The organism is Deltaproteobacteria bacterium (assembly GCA_028818775.1).
GTDB lineage: Bacteria > Desulfobacterota > Binatia > UBA9968 > JAJDTQ01 > JAJDTQ01.
The window spans coordinates 1-19,067 of record JAPPNE010000095.1 but is presented as its reverse complement, the minus strand read 5'-3'; the positions used below and the strand labels follow the sequence as shown (position 1 = coordinate 19,067).

Genomic DNA, 19,067 nt, shown 5'->3' with positions numbered 1-19,067 from the left:
TTAAATGTCACCCCCCCCGGGTCCCGCGCCCGCCGCGGGGGGCGGGGTCCCCCCCCCCCCCCCCCGGGGGGCCCCCCCGCCCCCAACCGCCCTGGTCCGTATGGACATCCACGCCCACGAAGGAGGTGTCGCCGGCGAGGGTGCCGAAGGCGCCTTCGCCGACGCTGCCGAGAAGCGTCTCCCGCTCACCGATCCAGCCGGCCCGCAGGCCGAGAGGCGACCCCGGCCGGCGCCAGCCCAGCGTGGCGCCTACAGCAGGCGTCCTTCCCCGGACCCCCTTGGTGGTGAAGGCGGCGGCGGAGAGACCTCCCTGCCCGGACAGAGTGGCCGTCACCGCGCCCTGGGCCAGGGACATGTGGCTGCCCCGCACCTCCGCCGTCGCGTCGAGGATGGCGGCGTGGAGACTCAGCACATCCTCCGTCATTCCCGCGGAAGCTTGCCCTCGACCCCGATCGGGGGCCAGGAACCCCCGCAGCCGCGCCGTCACCGACGGCCCGCCCGCGGCTCCGGTGAAGCGGCCCAGCCGGTACCAGAACGGCGCTCCCAACCGGTCCAGCGCCATCACCTCCCGCGACGCCAGGGACCGCCGCAGGCTGTCGCCGAAGGCCGTCCCGGGGGTCATCGACGTCGAGAGCAAGCGGAAACCGTCCGCCCCCACGCTCGCCCCCACCGGCACCTCCAGGACGCCCACCGGAGAGGTGGCCGCGCCGAGGTCCATGGAGCCTTGGCCGTAGATGGCCGGGTCGGCGTAGAAGCCGCTCCTGTCGGCGGTCTCGAACAGCCGGGCCACCAGGTCCGTGTTGGACAACTGGTCGCGGAAGAGCTGCTTCATGAGCGCCAGCCCGCCCGACACCACGGGCGCGGCAAAAGAGGTCCCCCGGAGGTTCACGTAGTCCCGGCTCGCGAAAGAGGGAGCCACGTTGCCGAAATAGGCGCTGCGGACCTGCTCGCCGGGAGCCGCGATGCAGAAGTCGGCGGCGATACCGCAACGATTGGAGAAGGAGGTAATCCGCCCGTCGGCGGGATTCAATGCCACCACCGCGATGGAATGGCCTCGCAACTCTTCAATCCGCGCCGGAAGGCCCGCGGTGAGGCTGGCCGAGACCGCGTTGAGCGCGCCGCGCGGGCAGCTTTCCACCACGGAGGGGTCGCACTGGTCTCCGTGCGAGTTGCCCGCCGCCCACACGAGGATGACCTTTTCCTCCGCATCCGCCTGCGCCAGGGTGGCAATGTAATTGGGGGCGTATTCGCGAAGGTCCTCTTCGCTGTAGCGGTCCATCAGGCCGGGGTATCCGAGGCTCAGGTTCAGGATATCGACCTTCCGGCCGCCGTCCCGCCACGAGAAAATCTGCCCGTATCGTGCGGCTTCCTGGGCGTCCACAGTGGCCAGAGCCTCCACCGGCACAGGCCTGTAAACGCCGTCGCCCGAGCCCAGCGGCAGGGCGAACACCGCCAGGTCCGCGCCCCAGGCCACGCCGTGGTGCGCGCCGTCCGCATCGGTCCGCGCACCCGCGGCCACGCTGGCCACCGCCGTGCCGTGGGACAAGAGCCCTTCCTCCGCCAGGGTCTCGTCGACCGCGCCCGGCGTGAATACTTCGGTCACCTTCCTGTTGCCGTTTCCCGCGATGGACGGGTGCTCCAGGTCCACGCCGGTATCCAGGACCCCGATGGTGACCCCGGCGCCGGGCTCGACGTCCGGACCCATCAGGACGCTCAGGTTGCCGTAGGCCTCGTCCGCGTTGATGTGGGTCAGCCCCCACTGGCTCTGAAACCCCGGGTGCTCCCGGGACTTCTCGGCGGCGGCGTCCGCGGCCTCATTGAATCTCTCCGGCTCGAGGCAGCCGCCGTCGTGGACGCGGACACACGTGTCCGGCCCGTCCGGCGCAAGCCCGGAACCGCCGATGCCGCCGCAGCCGGCGAGAGCAGCCACCAGGAAAAGACCGGGCAGAAGAAGAACCGCGGGATGACGTGACATGGCGCAACCTGTGAGCGAATGGTGTGTGAACATGGTCCTTGAATTCAGAACGCCCAGCGCCAGCCGCCGAGCAAGGTCAGCTCGGGGCCGGCGTCCTTGCGGTGGCCGGGACGGTGGCTGTAAACCGCCCCCAGGCGAAGCTCCCCCGTGGGCAGGGGCCGGAGCCATTCGCCGGAGAAGTCCATCTGCCGCCCGCTCGGCGAAAGGCCGGCCGACAGCGCGTCGTACGACACCGTCCCCGCCTTGGTGCGGGTCACGGGCACCGTCAACGACGCCCGGCCGCGCTCCACCCGAAGCGGCTGCGACACGGAGAAGCGCACCGCCCCGGCGCCGGCCAACGCCCGGCTCGCGTGCAGCGCGAACGCGCTCGTGGCCAGCGACGACACCCGGTCCACGAATCCTCCGCGCGCATCCGGCACGACTACCCCCAGCTCGGCGTTCGCCGCGAGCCGCCACCCCGCCAGGTCGGTGTGCGCGTCCACTCCCAGGAAGGACGTGTCGGCCGCGAGGCCTCCGAAGCCTCCTTCGCCCACGCTCCCCAGGAGCGTCTTCGGCTCACCGATCCAGCCGGCCCGTACGCCCCACGGCGACCCGATCCGCCGCCAGCTCAACGCCGCACCCACCGTGGGCCGCTGTCCCCGCAAACCCTTGGTGGTGAAGGCGGCGGCGGACACACCGTTCCGTGCCGCCAGGGTCGCCTGCACCGCACCCTCGGCCAGCGACATGTGGCTGCCGCGGATGTGGGCAGCCGCCTCCAGGCGGGTGGCGTGGAGGGCTACGGACGCGGTTTGGCGTCCCTCCCCGGCCCCGCCCCACATGGATTCCCGCCCCCGATCGGGGTCGAGGGCAAGCTTTCGCGGGAATGACGGAAAATGGGGCGCCGGGGCGGGAGCCAGGAAGCCGCGCAGCCGCTCGCTTACCGACGGGCCGCCGGCGGCGCCGGCGAAGTCGCCGAGCGGGTACCAGAACGGCGCTCCGAGGCGGTCCACGGCCATGACCTCGCGGGACGCCAGCGACCGCTGGAGCCCGTCGCCGAAGGCCGTCCCCGGGCTGATCGACGTCGACAGCAGGCGGAAGCCGTTCCGTCCCACGCTCGTCTCCACCGGCACTTCCAGCACGCCCACGGGCGATGTGGCGGCGCCCAGGTCCACCAGGCCCCGGCCGTAGAGGGTCCGGTCGGCGTAGACGCCGCTGTTATCCGCGGTCTCGAGCAGCCGGGCCACCAGCTCGGTGTTCGACAACCGGTCCCGGAAGAGCTGCTTCATGATCGCCAGCCCGCCCGACACCATGGACGCGGAGTACTGGGTCCAGTAGTCGTTCGTGTAGGTCCGAACGACCTCTCCCGCCCGAGTGGGACCGAAGTAGGCGACTCCAATGTCCTCCGCGGGCGCCACGACGCAATAGTCCGCGGCAATGCCGCAACGATTCGATAACCGGTACATCTCTCCGTCCGCCGGCCCCACCCCCGCGACGACGATGGAATGGCCCCGCAGTTCCTCGATGGGCGCGGCCAAGCCCGCCAGTATGTTGGGCGAAACCGCATCCAGGTAACCGTACCGGCAGTTGTCCGTGACCGCCGGGTCGCACCGGAGTCCGTGGAAATCCCCGGCCGCCCATACGAGGATGGTCTTTTCCTCCGCGTCCGCCTGGGCCAGGGCCGCGATGGCGCGGCCGTAGTTGTCGCGCAGTTCCTGCTCGGTGAAACCGTCGATCCCGGCCGCGAAGCCCAGGGGCAACGTCAGGATGTCCACCTTCCGCTCGCCGTCCCGCCAGGAAAAGACCCGCTCATACCGCGCGGCATGCCGCGCGTCCGCGGAGGCCAGGATCTCGAGCGGTTCGGGCTGGGTGCCGCTCACCCTGCCGGTGGGAATGGCGAACATGGCGATGTCGGCGCCCCAGGCCACGCCGTGCGGGGTGCCTTCTTCACCGGTCCTTGCGCCCGCGGCGACGCTCGCGACCGCGGTACCGTAGGAGGGACGCTCCTCCCCGGTCTCGTCGACCGCGCCGCCCAGGAACGTCTCCGTGACCTTCTTGCCGGCAAACGCCGGGTGGTCCAGGTCGATGCCGGCGTGCATGACACCGATGGTCACCCCGGCGCCCGGCTCGGCGTCCGGACCATTGAGCACGCTCAGGTTGGCGTAGGCCTCGTCCGCCTTGATGTACGCCAGATGCCACTGGTTCCGGAAGCTCGGATCATCCTGGTATTCCCTTGCCACCGTGGCCACGGCCTGGTCGAATTCCTCCGGCTGGACACAGAAGTATTGGACGGGAATGCATTCCTTCGGCGCGGAATCGCCGATGGTGACACAGCCGGCGAGGGCGAACGACAGGAAGAGGACGGCGGCACAAGCGTACCCTAGGTTACGTGACATGGCACCACTGCTAGACCAAATCGCCATTGGAGACAAGGGGTGTTGCAATTTGCAGTGCCGCGATTTGCAACGTAGCAGCATACCCCGGGGGACGGTTCATTTTCGGTTGAACGAATTGATTCTTACGATTGACAATTGAATTGCTGTTAATGTAGGTCACGGTTTTAAGTCAAGTTTTGTGACGAAGGACAAAGGAGCAGTGATGACAATAAACCTCCCCGCCGCGTGCGTTCCAATCAGTAGATACTTGATCTTGGTCCTGTTGTGTGCCGCACTTTCCGCCTGCGGCGGCGGAACGGGCAATGGAACGGGCGGCGGCGGGATGAGGCCCGGAGCCACGGATCCTTTGCCTTTACCTTTGCCTTTACCTACCGGCCACGGACTCTCCGCCGGTGACATCTCCGTCGCTGCCGGCCAGTCCATGGAACACGGCAACGTCGTCATCTCCTGCCCCGCTGGCGGACGTGCCTGTGCCCTCAACGTCGCCGCCGACGGCACCGCCTCCTACGACAGAACCGGCGGCATGCCCTCGGTCAAACCCGCTTTCGCAGCACAGACCTTGCCAACAGGCCACGGACTCTCCGCCGGTGACATCTCCGTCGCCGCCGGTGAGTCCATGGAACATGGCAACGTCGTGATCTCCTGCCCCGCCGGCGGGAATGCCTGTGTCCTCAACGTCGGAGCCGACGGCACCGCCTCCTACGATAGAACCGGCGGCATGCCCACCTTAATGCCCGCCCGGCGACCCCTGGATCTACCCGCACGCCACGGGTTGGCTGCCGGCCGTATCACCATCGCGCCGGGTACTTCCGAGGAACACGGCAATGTCCTGGTTTCGTGCCCCGCGCGCGGTGCGTCCTGTGTTCTCACCGTCGCCGTCGACGGCGCCGCCTCCTATGACACGATCGGGGGCATGCCCACCTTCATGCCCGCCCAACAACCCTTGGAACTGCCTCCAGGTCACGGGCTGGCCGCCGGCAACATCACCATCGCGCCGGGTATTTCCGAGGAGCACGGCAATGTCGTGGTTTCGTGCCCTGCGGGCGGTGCGTCCTGTGCTCTCACCGTCGCCGTCGACGGCGCCGCCTCCTATTACACGACCGGAGCCACGCCCACAGTCATGCCTGCCCAACAACCCCTGGAACTGCCTCCAGGTCACGGGCTGGCCGCCGGCAACATCACCATCGCGCCGGGTATTTCCGAGCAACACGGTGATGTCGTTGTTTTCTGTCCTGACGGCGATTTGTCCTGTGTCATCATCGTCGCCGCCGACGGCACCGCCTCCTATTACACGACCGGAGCCACGCCCACCGTCATGCCCGCCCGGCAACCCCTGGGACTGGGAGGTCACAGGCTGGCCGCCGGCAGAATCACCATTGCTCCGGGTACTTCGGAGCAACACGGTGACGTCGTTGTTTCGTGCCCCACGGGCGATGTGTCCTGTGTCATCATTGTCGCCACTGACGGCACCGCCTCCTATGACACGACGGGAGGCACGCCCACCGTCATGCCCGTCCGACAACCCCTGGAGCTGCCTGGAGGTCACGGGCTAGCTGCCGGCAGCATCACCATCGCGCCGGGTACTTCCGAGCAACACGGTGATGTCGTTGTTTTCTGTCCTGACGGCGATGTGTCGTGCGTCCTCATCGTCGCCGCCGACGGCACCGCCTCCTATGACACGACCGGAGGCATGCCTACCTTGATTCTGGTGTCCAGCGAGAAATTGGCGGGCGAGGTCATACTCCCGCCCGATCTAACAAACTACCCGCCTTCCGCTTCAACCGCTTGGATTTTGGGACACATAAGGAGCACCGCGCCGTCGTCCCGCTTTCGCGAGTGGCATTTCTACCATCCTGACTTCAGACCAGTCCCTGGAACCACCTGGACTCTTGTCGGACTTGTTCAGAGTCCCGGAGCCCCCTCCTCGAGCAGCATGCCTCTTTCCCCGGGTATGAGGATATATCGTGTATACAACCCGGACGTTCCCGGTATATCCTCCTCCCGGACGTACGTGGCTGAGAACTATGTAGGTATTACTCCGTATGGAGAATTCTGGTTGTCCGGATACAACTTTGGAGCCGTTGTAAGAGACGCCTTCGTTCCCGCGGACCGTTATGACCTTTACTACGACAATGAGCACCTCCGGCCTCAATGGGACAAGGAATTCCCGGCTGACAAGACTATCGGTTCCTGGAAAGGAGTGCTGATTGCAACCAATAGGACAACAGTCTACCACCCGAGAGAGATCAGAAGTCCAGGTGAAGATCCGTTTGATCTCATCATTGGCTCCGTGAATGTACGTCTCAGATCGACGCCTCAGGTTTTTGACGGCTTCACCCTGGACGTGGATTTCTTCAGGATTCACCATTTCGAGGATCCTGACAGGAAATACGAGGATGTCTCGTTGAGTCTGGAAGGAACAGCGTTTTTCGGTGACCCCGTCAGAATTGTTCACGATGGTGAATTTATCGCCAATTATCACTTACCCGTAAGACAGGACAAGTATATCAAGGGCCGATTTGTCGGTCCGAACGGCGAGGGGGTGTTAGGTGAGTTCGTAACAAAATTGTACCCCAGGGGCATCAGTCTACCTGAGAATCCGCGTGAAATCAGACAAGGTGAGCATTACATTTGGGGAACGGGTGCATTCGGAGCACTATACACGCCGCTACCTCGTTATTTTCCCACCGATAGTCCCGAAGCATCGGGGCTCGTCGGGGTCAGGCCTGTCTCGATTGCGGCTGCGGAGGCACCGGTGAAGGTGTTCGAAGACCTCGGGCCGTGGAATGACGCACCCATACACGTCCAGGACAAAGTAGGCCTCCGAGACGGGGACGTAACCTTCGGGGTCAGGCTTGGAAACGGATCTCCCGAACCTTGGTTTTCCGGACCCGCACCGTCCACCGAGCTTGGGAACAACCAGGGTCTCTCCGGGCAGGTGAGCTGGTCCGGCCACCTGCTGGGCCTGACACCGGCGACCGAGGTTGTCCGAGGCAATGCCGATCTCACGATTCAATTGGAGACGCTGGAGGGTGAGCTTGGCTTCACGAGCCTGGAATCGTGGCCGAGCGGAGAGGTGTCGGAGGCCGTGGGCACCGGCACACCCTGGGGAGACGGAGACCTGCAGTTCCTCGTCAACGTACAGGGGAATACTTTCATGGGGGCCGGCGGCGATGCAGGCACGGTGACGGGCTCTTTCTTTGGCGACTCCCATGAAGCCGTGAGCGGCTCGGTGGAGCGCGACGATCTCACCGCCGTTTTCGGAGGCGAGCGATAGACAACGGTTCGTTGGGGAAACCCGCACTACGGGGCTTGGCGGTCGAGCGGAGTCCAGCGCGAGAAGGCGGCGGCCTGGCCGCGCTTCGACCCGTGCTCGTCCAGCACGTTCCACACGGTGGCTTGTTCCACGAGGAAACGCCGGCCCGTTCGGGAGATGCGCACGCCGCCGTAGTCGGTGACGAAACCGTGTTGGGCCACCCGCCGGAGCATGCGCGCGCGCTCGTCGCGGTTCATCGGCTCGGCGGTCAGGCGCGACGGCGTCGCGGTCAATTCCGCCCAGGTCATCTCCCACAGATCGAGGGCCTGCCGGTTGCCGTAGCAGAGGATGGGATCGTCGGAGTCGACGTGAGACACCACCACGAAGGGGGCGAGGAAAAGCCGTTCGCTCTGGGCCTGGATGTCGCCGCTACGGTCGATCAACTCCCGCTTCAGCCACAACGCATGGCTGTCCAGCAGCCACGCGATCCAGGCGAGGTCCATGGCAGGCACGCCGGGGGAAGCGCACGGATTCGGGGGGGTCTCCGACATCGGGCCGACCCCCTTCATGGTCCGGCGTCGGGCTGACGGGCGGCGCCGAAGACGCCCCGGAGACCATCGCGGCGGAACGTGCCGGCCGCGCCTTTATGCCGGATTCCGTAGAACGCGCCCGAGAGGCTGTCGCTTCCCTGCGTGTGCGCGAACGCACCGTTCCGGATCCGCAGCGCACGCCACGACATGTCGCCGTGCCCCGCTTCAAGTTCCGTGAAATCGACATCGATCGTGGCGCGGCCGAAATCGACCTCGAGCCGCGCATCGCCGCTGACCGGGGTCCACCGGTTGTCCGAAGCGTCAACCGCGCGCACCTTGCCGGACCAGACGGCGGATCCCGATGCCGGGTTGTTTCCGGCAGGGGTCCCACTGACACGTCCGCCGGGAGCGTAGTACGAGCGGCGGCCGCCGCCCAGATCGTCCACCCTTTGCGTGACAAACGCACCGAACAGGGAGTCCCCGAACTGCGTTCCCCAAAACCCCCAGTCGTCGTAGGCGAGAAAATGGTCCAGGGGCCCAACCGTGCCGCTCTCATGGAGCGTGGCCGTATCCGGCATGCGCCGTGCGCCGAAGCCGCCGGTGACGCGGGCCGAGTTGTGGTGGAACGCACCGGCGGCTTCCGCGTGGGAAGGGCCGAAAAAGGCTCCGTTCACAGCTCCCGTACTGCCGCCGCCCGCGAAGGTCCCGTCGGAATCCAGCCGAAGGTCCTCGAAGCCGAAGTCGTCAAGCTGCCGGCGGCCGTCGCGGCTCACGACCTCGGAAAACCCGACGCTTACCCGACTGTCCCCCAGCGAGTACGCAACCGTCGCGCGCCCCTCCACGAACGCGGCTTCATTGGCGGCATGCCCGCTCTCGTATCCCAGCATGGGACCGGACCACCTCGCCACCTCACCCGGCGCGCTTCCCGACAAGGAGCCCTGGACCCCCGCCCACCTCCGATGGAAACCTCCCGTGCCGCCGGCGCCCGCCCACCCGTCGGTGTACGTCTCGAAGCCGGTGGCGAACGCGGCGTGCTCCAGGGTCCCCGTGTAGCCGTCCATCACGTGACGGCCGCGACCGCCGTCCGTGTCCGCCGACGTCTGCCGCTCTATCCTCGCGAAGCCCCGGTCCGAGTCCAGCCTCGCGCCGCTCCGCGAATCCCATCCCGCGGTGGCGGCGAGCACGCTGTCGCGAGTCGTGTCCGCCCAGGCGGTCCAACCGCTCGACGGCCCGTGGCGGGACTCGCAGCCGGAGGCCCCCTCGCAGCGGTACTGGTACCATCCGTCCTCGGCCGGGTCGGCCGATGCCCGCCGGTAGGCGAGTCCGGCCAGATAGCCGGCCGCGGCCACCACTTCTTCGCGGGTGGACCGGTCGTCCACGGTGGCCCCGAAGCTCGCCAGAAGGCCGGCGGTGGGGTCGTGCAACGCTCCGGCGACGTCGCCGTGCGCCGGACCGTAGAAGTCCGCGCGCAGCGTCGAACCTTCGCCGGTTCCCGTGATGGCGTTGGCCGACAGCTCGAACGGGTAGTAGAGGCGTCCGCCGGCGAAGACCTCGGAAGTCCCGCCCGCGTGGACCGCCAGCGAGGTGAAGCTCGCCCTGCCGTCCAGGGTGCCGAGGTCGAGGGCCAAGCTGGCGTCCCCGGTGACAGGCGGCAGCGCGGCGCGGTCGATGGCGGCGCCGATCAGCCCTCCGGCGTAGCGGACGGTGCCCGCCACGCCGACCGCGGCATGGGACTGGAGGATGTCGCCGGTGCTGCGGTGTCCGAATACGTCCACCCCCACCCGCAGCAGGTCCACCATGTCGAGGGTTTGCGCGATGTTGGCCGCGCCGTCGTAGTACGGCTGCGGGTCCGCCAGCGCCACCCGCAGGTCGCGGGATACCGACAGCGTGAAGGCGGCGTGACCGGTCCACCCCGCCAGCCCGTAGGTCTCGGGCCTGAGGGTCTCTTCGGTGATGGTCAACCCGAGGTCGGCAAGGAAGGCGAAGTCAATGGCATGGGGCAAAAGCGACGGCTGCGCGGCATTCTGACGGCAGTAGGACATGAGCGAGACGCACACCCCGCTGTGGGCGAAATCGAACTGCGAAGCCGACGGGTCCCGTCTTCCGCCGATCCACGCTTTCGGATCGGCCAAGTCCTGGAACGGCGCGGGCCCGCCATAGACGGCTGCCACGTTGGGTCCGGTCCAGGTGCCGGCCTCCATATCGGTATAGGGGGCGTAGCTCTCGGATACCGCTCCCCCCTTCCACGCACCCAGGACATGGCCGATCTCGTGGGCCAGGGTTGCGAACAGGTGCGTCTCCGGGGCTTTCTCCAGGTGCGGCGTGTGGACCTCGATGGAGCCGAAACGGGGTTCCCAGGAGCCGGACGGCCGGATACCCTCGTTCGCCCAGCCGGCGACGTCCGCGGGAAGGTACCGTTCCCTGATATCGATCTCGAGGCCGGTGCTGACCTCTCCTCCCTCCCCGACCCGCACCTCGATTTCAGCGCTCGTCCCGTTGATCAGCCAACCCTTGAGATCGCCCGCCGCCCGGTGCCATGCCGACCAGGTGTCGGCGATCCGGCCGGTCCACACCTTGCCGGCGCGTTCGACCAGGGCGCGGACCCCCGGCTTCTCCTGCATGCCCGGCGAGAGAGTGAAATCGATCGACAGGGTGTCCGCGGGACCGCCCGCCCACCGTCCGTAGGTGATGCCGCGGCGGGAGCCAAGGACCCGGACCTCGTCGCCGTCGTGGAGGTCCGGCGCCGCCGAGGCCTCGTCGTCCGTCCGCACCGCGGCCCGAAGCGTCCGAAGCTCTTCCGCGCCGTTCCCGTCTTCCGGACTGGTGAGGGAGAACCCCTCCGCGATCCCGGGAACCCGGCGGTGCCCCCAGTGGTCGAGAAGGTCATCCGCCCGGGGGTTGTTGCGCGGCAGGGCGGCCAGGCGCATGCCGCCGGGCGCCGTCCCTGCGCTCAACCCGACGCCGGCGGCGACGAGCGGCGCCGCCGTGAGGGTCATGGTCAGCCCTCCGACGTCGACGACGGAGCCCTCCGAAACCGTGGGCTCACCTCCCGGCGTCACGCCGCGCGCGTCGAAGCCGCCGCCGCCCTTGCCGGTACAACCCCACAACGCCGGCACGAGAACCGCGACCGTCGCGCAAACCCGGAAGGCCGTGCGGGTGCATCTCGGAAGCATGCCTCCTCCCTCCAGAAAACCCGCAGATTTTAACAGCACGGAAACGATTTGCACAGGGAGGAGAAAGATGGCGTCCTTCGACTTCGCTCGGCAGACCTCGCTACGCTCAGGACGAACGGCATAAGGGTCCGGGGGCAAGTCGAGGGAGCCTAATCAATCAGCCGTTCGTCCTGAGCGTAGCGGAGCGCCAGCGGAGCGAAGTCGAAGGGCGGCGCGGAGTCGAAGGGCCTAGAACTGCCGCACCACCCGCAGCTCGCCGCCCGTGCGCTTGTAGTCGTACAACTGGGCGTTGGTGTTGCGGACTTCGTGGATCAGCGACACTTCCGGGCTGAAGCCGAAGAAGGTGAGGGCGCGGTTGAAGACCGACAGCCGCAGGTTGTAGGTCGTGTCCTTCCGGCGCTGGTCCGCGGGCGTGTGGGGGGGCCAGGGAGCCTCGTAGTCCGTCCACCGGACGCCGCCGCCGCCGCCCACGGTGAACCCCTTGGGTAGCGCCAGGGACACCCCTGTCTGCAACCAGAAGCTCTCGTTGCGGTTCCTCAGGCTTACGGGCCGGTCGCGCCCGTATCCGGCGGTGGCATTGAGCCGCACCGTGGGCGTCAGCACCCAACCGGCACTGAGGGCGAAGTTGCGCACGGGGCCGTCCAGCAATTTCCGCGTGCGGTACCGCCGGTCATACCACGACGCCCTGCCGCTGGCCGTAAGCCGCCTGCTGAACCGGTGGTTCAATGTCAGCCGGCCTCCCAGGTCGAAATAGTTGGGGTCGTTGGCGGTCCATTGGTGACGCCAGTTGCCCAGCACGCTGAACTCGGTGGTCCGGCTCACGAACACCCGCGGGCCCGCGTGCCACGACACCAGCATCTGGTCGAACTTGCCGCCCGAGTACTCCCGCCGCGACGCGTCCATGCCCAGGCGAAGCCGGACCCGCTCCCCAAGCGGGTGCTGGTATTCCCCGCCGCCCCAAACCGACAGTCCCACCCCCGAGGTGGTTAGCGACGCCGCGTCCCGGCGGAACGGCAAGCCGAAGATGTAGATGATCCTCTCGTCGGACGTGCCTCCGATATTGGTGTCCGGCGCCACCGCAAAGCCGAGTTGCACGTTCCAGCGCCTGCGCGCCCGGATCTGGGCAAGGAACCGCCGCACGTTGGCCACCACCGGCGCCGGGGGGTTGCCCGCCAGCACGCGCTCGAAGTGCTCCCGTGACAGGCCGTCCTCGCCCTTGTAGAAAAAGGCCCGGGCCAGCTCCAGGCGAACCCGCACCAGCTCCGGCCTGTCGATCAGCATCGTGCGGAAGGCCGTGATGGCCCCGTCCAGGAACATCTTCCGAGCCTCCTCGGCGAGATCGGGCTGCTGCGATGCGCCGAGCGCGGCGAGACCGAAGAGAAAGAGCACGTTTGGTTCGACGGGGCGGTGCCGCGCGAAAGGCTGCAACAGGACCAAGGCCTCCCTGAACCTCCCTTCCCTGATCAGCGCCCGCGCCTTCTCAACGCTGTCCGCGGCAGGCTCGCCGGCGATTGCCGGCGATGGAAACGTTCCCTCCGCGCTCCAGGCGGGAGCGCCGAGGAACAGGAAAGCTGCGACGGCCAAGGCAACGCACAACGGCGACACAAGGAGCAAAAGCACCGTCTCCAGACCGTTCGCACCGTCTAGAAGGTCCGCACCACGCCGACCTCGCCGGCGGTCCGGTCGTAGTCGTAGAGATCGAGATTGCTGTCCCGGCGCTCATACCGGATCGTCACTTCCGGCATGAACCCGAACAGGCTGACATGGCGGTTCGAAACCTTGACGTGCCCCGCCAGGGTCCCGTCCACGCGTGGCTCGGGCCCGAAGATGGGAAGAGGCGCCCCATACACGCGCCGCCGGTAGCTCGGCCCGGCGGACAGCACGAACCCGAGGGGGAACTCGCGCTTGACCGAAACCCCGATGCTGAACTCGTCCCATGAATAGGCGTCCCGGTCGAGCGTCTGGCGGCGAAAGGAGGTGTCGACCCGCAGAAGCGTCGCCCTTCCGAGGGCGTGTCGGAGACCCAGGTGAGTGCCATAGGAGTATCCGTCGCCGAGGAACGTGTCGTAGGAAATCCGCTCGCCCCCGACCGACGCGCTCAACCGCGACGTCGGCGCGACCAGCCAATCGCTCGAAAGTTCGACACCGGTGGCCCGGCTGTAACGCTTGCCTCCCAGCCAGCGCAACCGCGAGGTCAGCTCGGTGCGCAGGTCGAACTTCTCGAACAGGAACCTCGGACCGGCCCGCAAGCTCACGAGCTGCTCGTTGAAATCGCTCTCATCGTAGGTCCGCGTGCGCAGCTCGCCGCCCACGCGGAACCTCAGATCCTCCGAGATCCGTCCTTCGTATCCGCCGGCGACGTTGACGCTCAGCCCGACCCCGCTGGTTTGTCGCGCATCGTCCGAAAGGCGCGCCGGCAGGCCGAAGAGGTCCACCAGCCGGGCGCTGGTGGCGGCGTTGATATTGCTGTCCGGCAGGACCGCCAGAGACCCGGTGATTGACCACCTCTTGCGCCGCCGGATCTGGTCGAGAAAGCCAAGGGCGCGCGCACGCACGACATCGGGCAAGTCCTTGGAACCCAGCGCCAGACGGAAGTGATAGGCGGCGTTGCCGTCCTCGCCTGTCTGAAAATAGGCCAGCGCCAAGTCGAGGCGCACCCGGGGCAGGTCGGGATTGCGCGCCAGCATCGCACGGAACCGGTCGATGGCATCCGGCCAGTTCCGCCGTGCCAGCGCGATGGTGCCGTGCAGGAAGTCCAGATCGTCGATGTTCCCTTCGCCCGGCTTGACGCCCTTCAGCAGGAACTCGGCGTCGTCCAGCTTGCCCTCCGCAAGCGCCGCGCGGGCGGCCTTGATCAGGGTCTCCGCCGAAAGCAGCGCGCGCTGCGTCTGTTGTGCCCCTACGGGCAGGGGAGAAACGCCGATGATGGCCGGCAACAGTGCCGCCAGGATCGCGGCACCAAGCAGGTTCGACAGGTTCATGTATTGACGCATACACGCTTTCGTTCAGTTGGAGTTACAGGTTGAACGCAGGGAATGAACGGTATATCCCGACAACCGAAGCGGGTCGATGAACATCGCATTGTAGAAAGAAAAAGGCGCCCGATCCGTTCTCGGACCGGGCGCCCGTCTACTCTGGTAACGTCAGATAAGCGACCTAATCGTCCGTGCGATCCGCGCCGAACGCGCCACGGAACGCGCCACCCTCGTTGTCCTCGGTCGCGAAGTCAAATACACCGCCGGCCTCCGCGGCCTTGGAGCCGTAGAATCCGCCGCTCATGGTTCCTGTGAACTTGGCAGTGGAACTCAGGGTCGCGTGTGTGATGCTAGAGGCAGCGTCACCCGAGAACGTATTCCCGGAAATGTCGCCCTCAAGCGTGGCCAAGCCCGTCAGGGTGGCGGTGATCTCGCCGTCCCCGAAGTCCGCCGCCAACGAAGCGGCTCCGCTGGTGAGGGTGATGGCCCCGTCGCCCTCGGTATCCGCCGCCTGTACGGTGGCGACCCAATTACCCGCATACGTACCCGAGCCGTTGTTCGGCATGTCGTCTCCGGTCATCCCATCGCCGATACTCTGGACGAAGCCGATGCCGAGATCGGCGATGTCCTGCGCACCGCTCTTCGCGGCCGCACCGAGCGAAGCCCAGACGCCGAAGTGGATGTGCGAGTAGTCCGCCGCCTCGGGGATCACGGCCGTTACCTCCGAGGGCACGACAGCGGTAGCTGCATCTCCATCAGGGTCGGTGTCGACGTGGATGTCGACAGGGCGATAGGTGTAGGTGGTGGTCCCTGACAGGGGGTCGGTAGTTGTCTCCTGCAGAACGACATAGCTCATTACGTCATCATTGGTGCCGAACAAGGCGTCGGTGCCCGCTGCGGACACGTAGGAGAACACCTCCCTCGCCTTGGCGTCCGCCGCCACCGTGTCGCCCTGAAGTTCGGTCTCGTCGATGACGCCGTCAGTGTTGCTGTCGGCAGAATCCGCCGTAGTAAGCTCACCGTCTGCACCGGCCGGGTAGTACATACCCCGCGACCTCAGGGCGGAGAAACGGTCATCGGTGGCATCGGTCGCCGTATCCGCCCCAGCGATCTGGATTCTGCCAGTGGTGGTTGACAAGTCATTAGTGTCAGCGTCGGCGATGGCGTATACCTTCACTGTATTCGTACCGGCATATTGAGTGACGATCATCAGGCGGGCCGTGTCGTCATCCGAATCAACCGTCTTGCCAATGGGGAATCTCCGCGCCGCCGCATTGGCTACGGGTGATCTGAAGGGATTGGGTGTTGCATCCGGGTCTCCGGCTACGGTCGCCCGACCGACAGTCTGCGCACCCATCGTCATGGGGAAGTCGTCTTTCGCCTGCAGGCCAGTATCCTTGGTCTGGGCGTCATTGCCCTCGTCAGCGGTCACGACGCTACGGGCGGCCGTGGCATCGATGGACGTATCGCCGACGCTCTTGACCGTGCCGTCGATCTTCAATTCCACCATGGAGTCCGCGACAGCGTTGTCCCGGTGGCCTTCGGCCTCTGTCTGGGCCATCATGGCCGCATCCCTTGCGGCGTCGGCCTTCACCTTCTCGGCGGTCGCGTCATCAGCATTACCCGCCGCGTTCGCCGCGTCGGCGGCGTCCTGCGCCTTCTTGGCTTCAGCCATCGCCGTGTTGGCCGCGCCCCTGGCCGCCTCCGCATCCGCGACCGAGTTGGCGTCGCCGGTCTGGAGAGTCGCCCTGTTGTCATCCGCATCCTCGGCCTCACCGGCAGCCCTGTCGGCGGCCATGTAGGCGTCGTCCGCGTCCGAAGCCGCACCACTGGCCGCCATCTTGATCGGATCAAGTACGTCGGGGGCGGTCCCGGCCTCCAACTCCGCAATGCGGGCCTTGGCGGCGTTGAGCTGGGCGTGGAGGCTCGCGTCGGCGCTGTCGTCCGCCGCATCATCCGGGGACCCCATCGTGGTCCGGGCCGTCTCCAACTCGCCCTCCAGGCGGGTCACGTTGCCGTTGGCCGTGCCCAACTCGCCCTCCAGGCGGGTCACGTTGCCGTTGGCCGTGCCCAACTCGCCCTCCAGGCGGGTCACGTTGCCGTTGGCCGTGTTCAACTCGCCCGTCAAGCGGGTCACGTCGCCCCTGGCCGCGTTGAGCATCGTCTGCAAACTGTCCGCGTTGTCCGTGGCCGTTTGCAATGCGCCCTCCAGGCGGGTCACTTCGCCGTTGGCCGTGTCGAGCATCATCTGGATGCTGTCCGCGTTGTCCGTGGCCGTTTGCAGTTCGCCCTCGAGGCGAGTCACTTCGCCCTGCGCGTCCGTCAACTGCGTCTGCAGATTTTGCACATTCGTCTGCAGTTGCGCGATCATGGCGTTCGCTGCATCCAACTCAGCCTGGACGTCGTTGTGCGTGCTCTTTGACACGCCGCTGGAACAGCCATAAAGCGCGGTCATCACCATGGCGACGGCCAATGCTATTGCGAAATTTCGCTTCAACATTCCCAGTTCCTCCTTACCGTTTTGAAGAGTCCTCAAGACGTCCCGCCTCGCCTGTGTCCTCAACTTTGTCCAATTCAATGCCACGTGGGTAACACAAGTCAAGGGGTAATGCAAGGGTGAAATGCCCGCCACCACATAAAATGTGCGACAGTCCTTGGACATCCCCAATGCGCGGATCCCCCTCCGCATAAGGCTGGTGACAATCGTCCCAAGTCACATCGGGTAACACGGGTCCCGAGGGAATGCAAGGGGAAAAACCGCCTTTGTTGGCGAAAACGAGAGGGCCAACGAGACCCTCACGGACCCCGTGGCCCCTCTCAGAACAAAAAAGGCGCCCGATCCGTTGTCGGATGGGGCGCCCGATTGCAGTCAGCCAGTCAGCAGGTCGGATAAGCGGCTTTACTTGCGGTCCGCACCGAAGGCACCGCGGAACGCGCCGGCCTCGTTGTCCTCGGAAGCGAAGTCGAAGATGCCGCCGGCCTCAGCCGCCTTGGAGCCGTAGAAACCGCCCGTGAAGGAGCCCGTGAAGGTGACATCATTGCTCGATGCTGTCAGGCCGTGGTCGTTGGCAGCCACCGTTGCTTTCGTGCCCGAGAACTCGCTTCCGGAGATGTCACCCTCAAGCGTGGCCAAGCCCGTCAGGGTGGCGGTGATCTCGCCCTCCCCGAAGTCCGCCGCCAACGAAGCGGCTCCGCTGGTGAGGGTGATGGCCCCGTCGCCGTCGGGGTCCGCAGCCTGTACGGTGGCCACCCAGTTGCCCTCGTAGGTTCCCGAGCCGTTGTTCGGCATGTCGGCCCCGGTCATCCCGTCACCGATGCTCTGGACGAAGCCGATGCCGAGATCGGCGATGTCCTGGCTACCGTCCTTTGCAGCCGCCTTGAGGCCGGCCCACACACCGAAGTGGATGTGATCGTAGGCCGTCGCCTCGGGGAGCTGAGCCGTTGTCTGGATATCTCTTGCAGCTACCTCGCCGGCTACGGGGAGCGTGACCATGATGTCGACTCGCGCATAGGTAATTTCGACGGTGTCGGTTGCATGTGTTGTCTCTGTTTCCCTCATTATCACATAGCGCACTCCATCCGCGTCGCCGCCGGTGCCGCCGGGTTCGCCGTCAGCACCCAGGTGCAGATAGCTCCACACTTCTTGAGGCTTGGCGTCCGCGGCGACTGTGTCCGTGGCATCCAGATCAACGCCCGACACCTGCGTACCGGCGCTGGAAGTGACGGGGTAGAACATGCCTCTGGACACCAGGTCTGCGTACACGTCGTCGTCGGTTTGGGGGGTACCGTCAGGACCGTTGTGGATGAAGATCTGTCCCGCCCTCGACCCGGCGACATGAGTAGCGACGATGTTCTCGCCTCCGGATGCTAACGGTGTTTGGTAAAATGTCTTTACCGTCGTCGACCCGGCGTATTGGGTGACGATCATCAGGCGGGCCATGTCGTCGGCCGAATCGACCACCTTGCCGACGTCGAAGGTGCGCTCGTCCACGGCTTGCCGGTATGCCACCGCCTCGTCAGCGTCGGTCGCGGGGTTGTCCTGCACCCCATCCCGCCCTTCAAACGCGGGAGCCGTCTGCTCGGGGTTCATGCTTTCGATCAGGCCGGTAATCGTCGTCTGGCCATCGATGGTGACCGAACTCGCTCCGGCCATGGCATCGATCTCCGTATCGCCGACGCTCTTGACCGTGCCGTCGATCTTCAATTCCACCATGGAATCCGCGACAGCATTGTCCCGGTGGCCTTCGGCCTCTGTCTGGGCCATCATCGCCTCGTCCCTCGCGTTGTCGGCCTTCACCTTCTCGGCGGTCGCGTCACTGGCATTGCTCGCCGCGTTCGCCGCGTCGGCGGCGTCCTGCGCCTTCTTGGCTTCAGCCATCGCCGTGTTGGCCGCGCCCCTGGCCGCCTCCGCATCCGCGACCGAGTTGGCGTCGCCGGTCTGGAGAGTCGCCCTGTTGTCATCCGCATCCTCGGCCTCACCGGCAGCCCTGTCGGCGGCCATGTAGGCGTCGTCCGCGTCCGAAGCCGCACCACTGGCCGCCATCTTGATCGGATCAAGTACGTCGGGGGCGGTCCCGGCCTCCAACTCCGCAATGCGGGCCTTGGCGGCGTTGAGCTGGGCGTGGAGGCTCGCGTCGGCGCTGTCGTCCGCCGCATCATCCGGGGACCCCATCGTGGTCCGGGCCGTCTCCAACTCGCCCTCCAGGCGGGTCACGTTGCCGTTGGCCGTGCCCAACTCGCCCTCCAGGCGGGTCACGTTGCCGTTGGCCGTGCCCAACTCGCCCTC

General features: G+C 66.5%; 9 protein-coding genes. 1 reads left to right on the top strand and 8 read right to left on the bottom strand.

Annotated features, from left to right (window positions below):
- Positions 1-7: 7 nt before the first annotated feature.
- Positions 8-1,975, bottom strand: a complete 1,968-nt coding sequence (locus OXU42_11555; GenBank protein ID MDE0030023.1) for a S8 family serine peptidase — start codon at positions 1,973-1,975, stop codon at positions 8-10.
- A gap of 44 nt (positions 1,976-2,019) precedes the next feature.
- Positions 2,020-4,347 carry a S8 family serine peptidase gene (locus OXU42_11550; GenBank protein ID MDE0030022.1) on the bottom strand — a complete coding sequence of 776 codons (2,328 nt, stop codon included), beginning with the start codon at positions 4,345-4,347 and terminating at the stop codon, positions 2,020-2,022.
- A 421-nt stretch (positions 4,348-4,768) separates the two neighbouring features.
- On the opposite strand from OXU42_11550, the gene OXU42_11545 reads away from it, so the two are divergent.
- The gene (locus OXU42_11545) at positions 4,769-7,624 is read left to right on the top strand and encodes a hypothetical protein (GenBank protein ID MDE0030021.1); all 2,856 of its coding nucleotides are present in this window, start codon (positions 4,769-4,771) and stop codon (positions 7,622-7,624) included.
- Positions 7,625-7,650: 26 nt separating this feature from the next.
- On the opposite strand, the gene OXU42_11540 is transcribed toward OXU42_11545, so the two are convergent.
- The 6 genes from OXU42_11540 to OXU42_11515 form a co-directional block, all read right to left on the bottom strand.
- Positions 7,651-8,106 (bottom strand): MEKHLA domain-containing protein, encoded by a 456-nt coding sequence (locus OXU42_11540; protein ID MDE0030020.1) that lies wholly within the window; start codon positions 8,104-8,106, stop codon positions 7,651-7,653.
- A 62-nt stretch (positions 8,107-8,168) separates the two neighbouring features.
- Complete coding sequence (locus OXU42_11535; protein MDE0030019.1) at positions 8,169-11,306, bottom strand: hypothetical protein; 3,138 nt, start codon at positions 11,304-11,306, stop codon at positions 8,169-8,171.
- A gap of 228 nt (positions 11,307-11,534) precedes the next feature.
- A complete protein-coding gene (locus tag OXU42_11530) occupies positions 11,535-12,926 on the bottom strand; it encodes a surface lipoprotein assembly modifier (GenBank protein MDE0030018.1) in 1,392 nt (463 codons plus the stop codon).
- 23 nt (positions 12,927-12,949) lie between these two features.
- A complete protein-coding gene (locus OXU42_11525) occupies positions 12,950-14,299 on the bottom strand; it encodes a surface lipoprotein assembly modifier (GenBank protein ID MDE0030017.1) in 1,350 nt (449 codons plus the stop codon).
- A 163-nt stretch (positions 14,300-14,462) separates the two neighbouring features.
- A complete protein-coding gene (locus OXU42_11520; protein MDE0030016.1) occupies positions 14,463-16,781 on the bottom strand; it encodes a transferrin-binding protein-like solute binding protein in 2,319 nt (772 codons plus the stop codon).
- Between the two features lie 399 nt (positions 16,782-17,180).
- Positions 17,181-19,067 (bottom strand): transferrin-binding protein-like solute binding protein (locus tag OXU42_11515; GenBank protein MDE0030015.1); only part of this gene is annotated, 1,887 nt, incomplete at its 5' end.

Bases quoted from the DNA above. Each gene is read 5' to 3' on its own strand.
- OXU42_11555 (MDE0030023.1), bottom strand. From the start codon at position 1,975: ATGTCACGTCATCCCGCGGTTCTTCTTCTGCCCGGTCTTTTCCTGGTG.
- OXU42_11550 (MDE0030022.1), bottom strand. From the start codon at position 4,347: ATGTCACGTAACCTAGGGTACGCTTGTGCCGCCGTCCTCTTCCTGTCG.
- OXU42_11545 (MDE0030021.1), top strand. From the start codon at position 4,769: ATGGAACACGGCAACGTCGTCATCTCCTGCCCCGCTGGCGGACGTGCC.
- OXU42_11540 (MDE0030020.1), bottom strand. From the start codon at position 8,106: ATGGACCTCGCCTGGATCGCGTGGCTGCTGGACAGCCATGCGTTGTGG.
- OXU42_11535 (MDE0030019.1), bottom strand. From the start codon at position 11,306: ATGCTTCCGAGATGCACCCGCACGGCCTTCCGGGTTTGCGCGACGGTC.
- OXU42_11525 (MDE0030017.1), bottom strand. From the start codon at position 14,299: ATGCGTCAATACATGAACCTGTCGAACCTGCTTGGTGCCGCGATCCTG.
- OXU42_11520 (MDE0030016.1), bottom strand. From the start codon at position 16,781: ATGTTGAAGCGAAATTTCGCAATAGCATTGGCCGTCGCCATGGTGATG.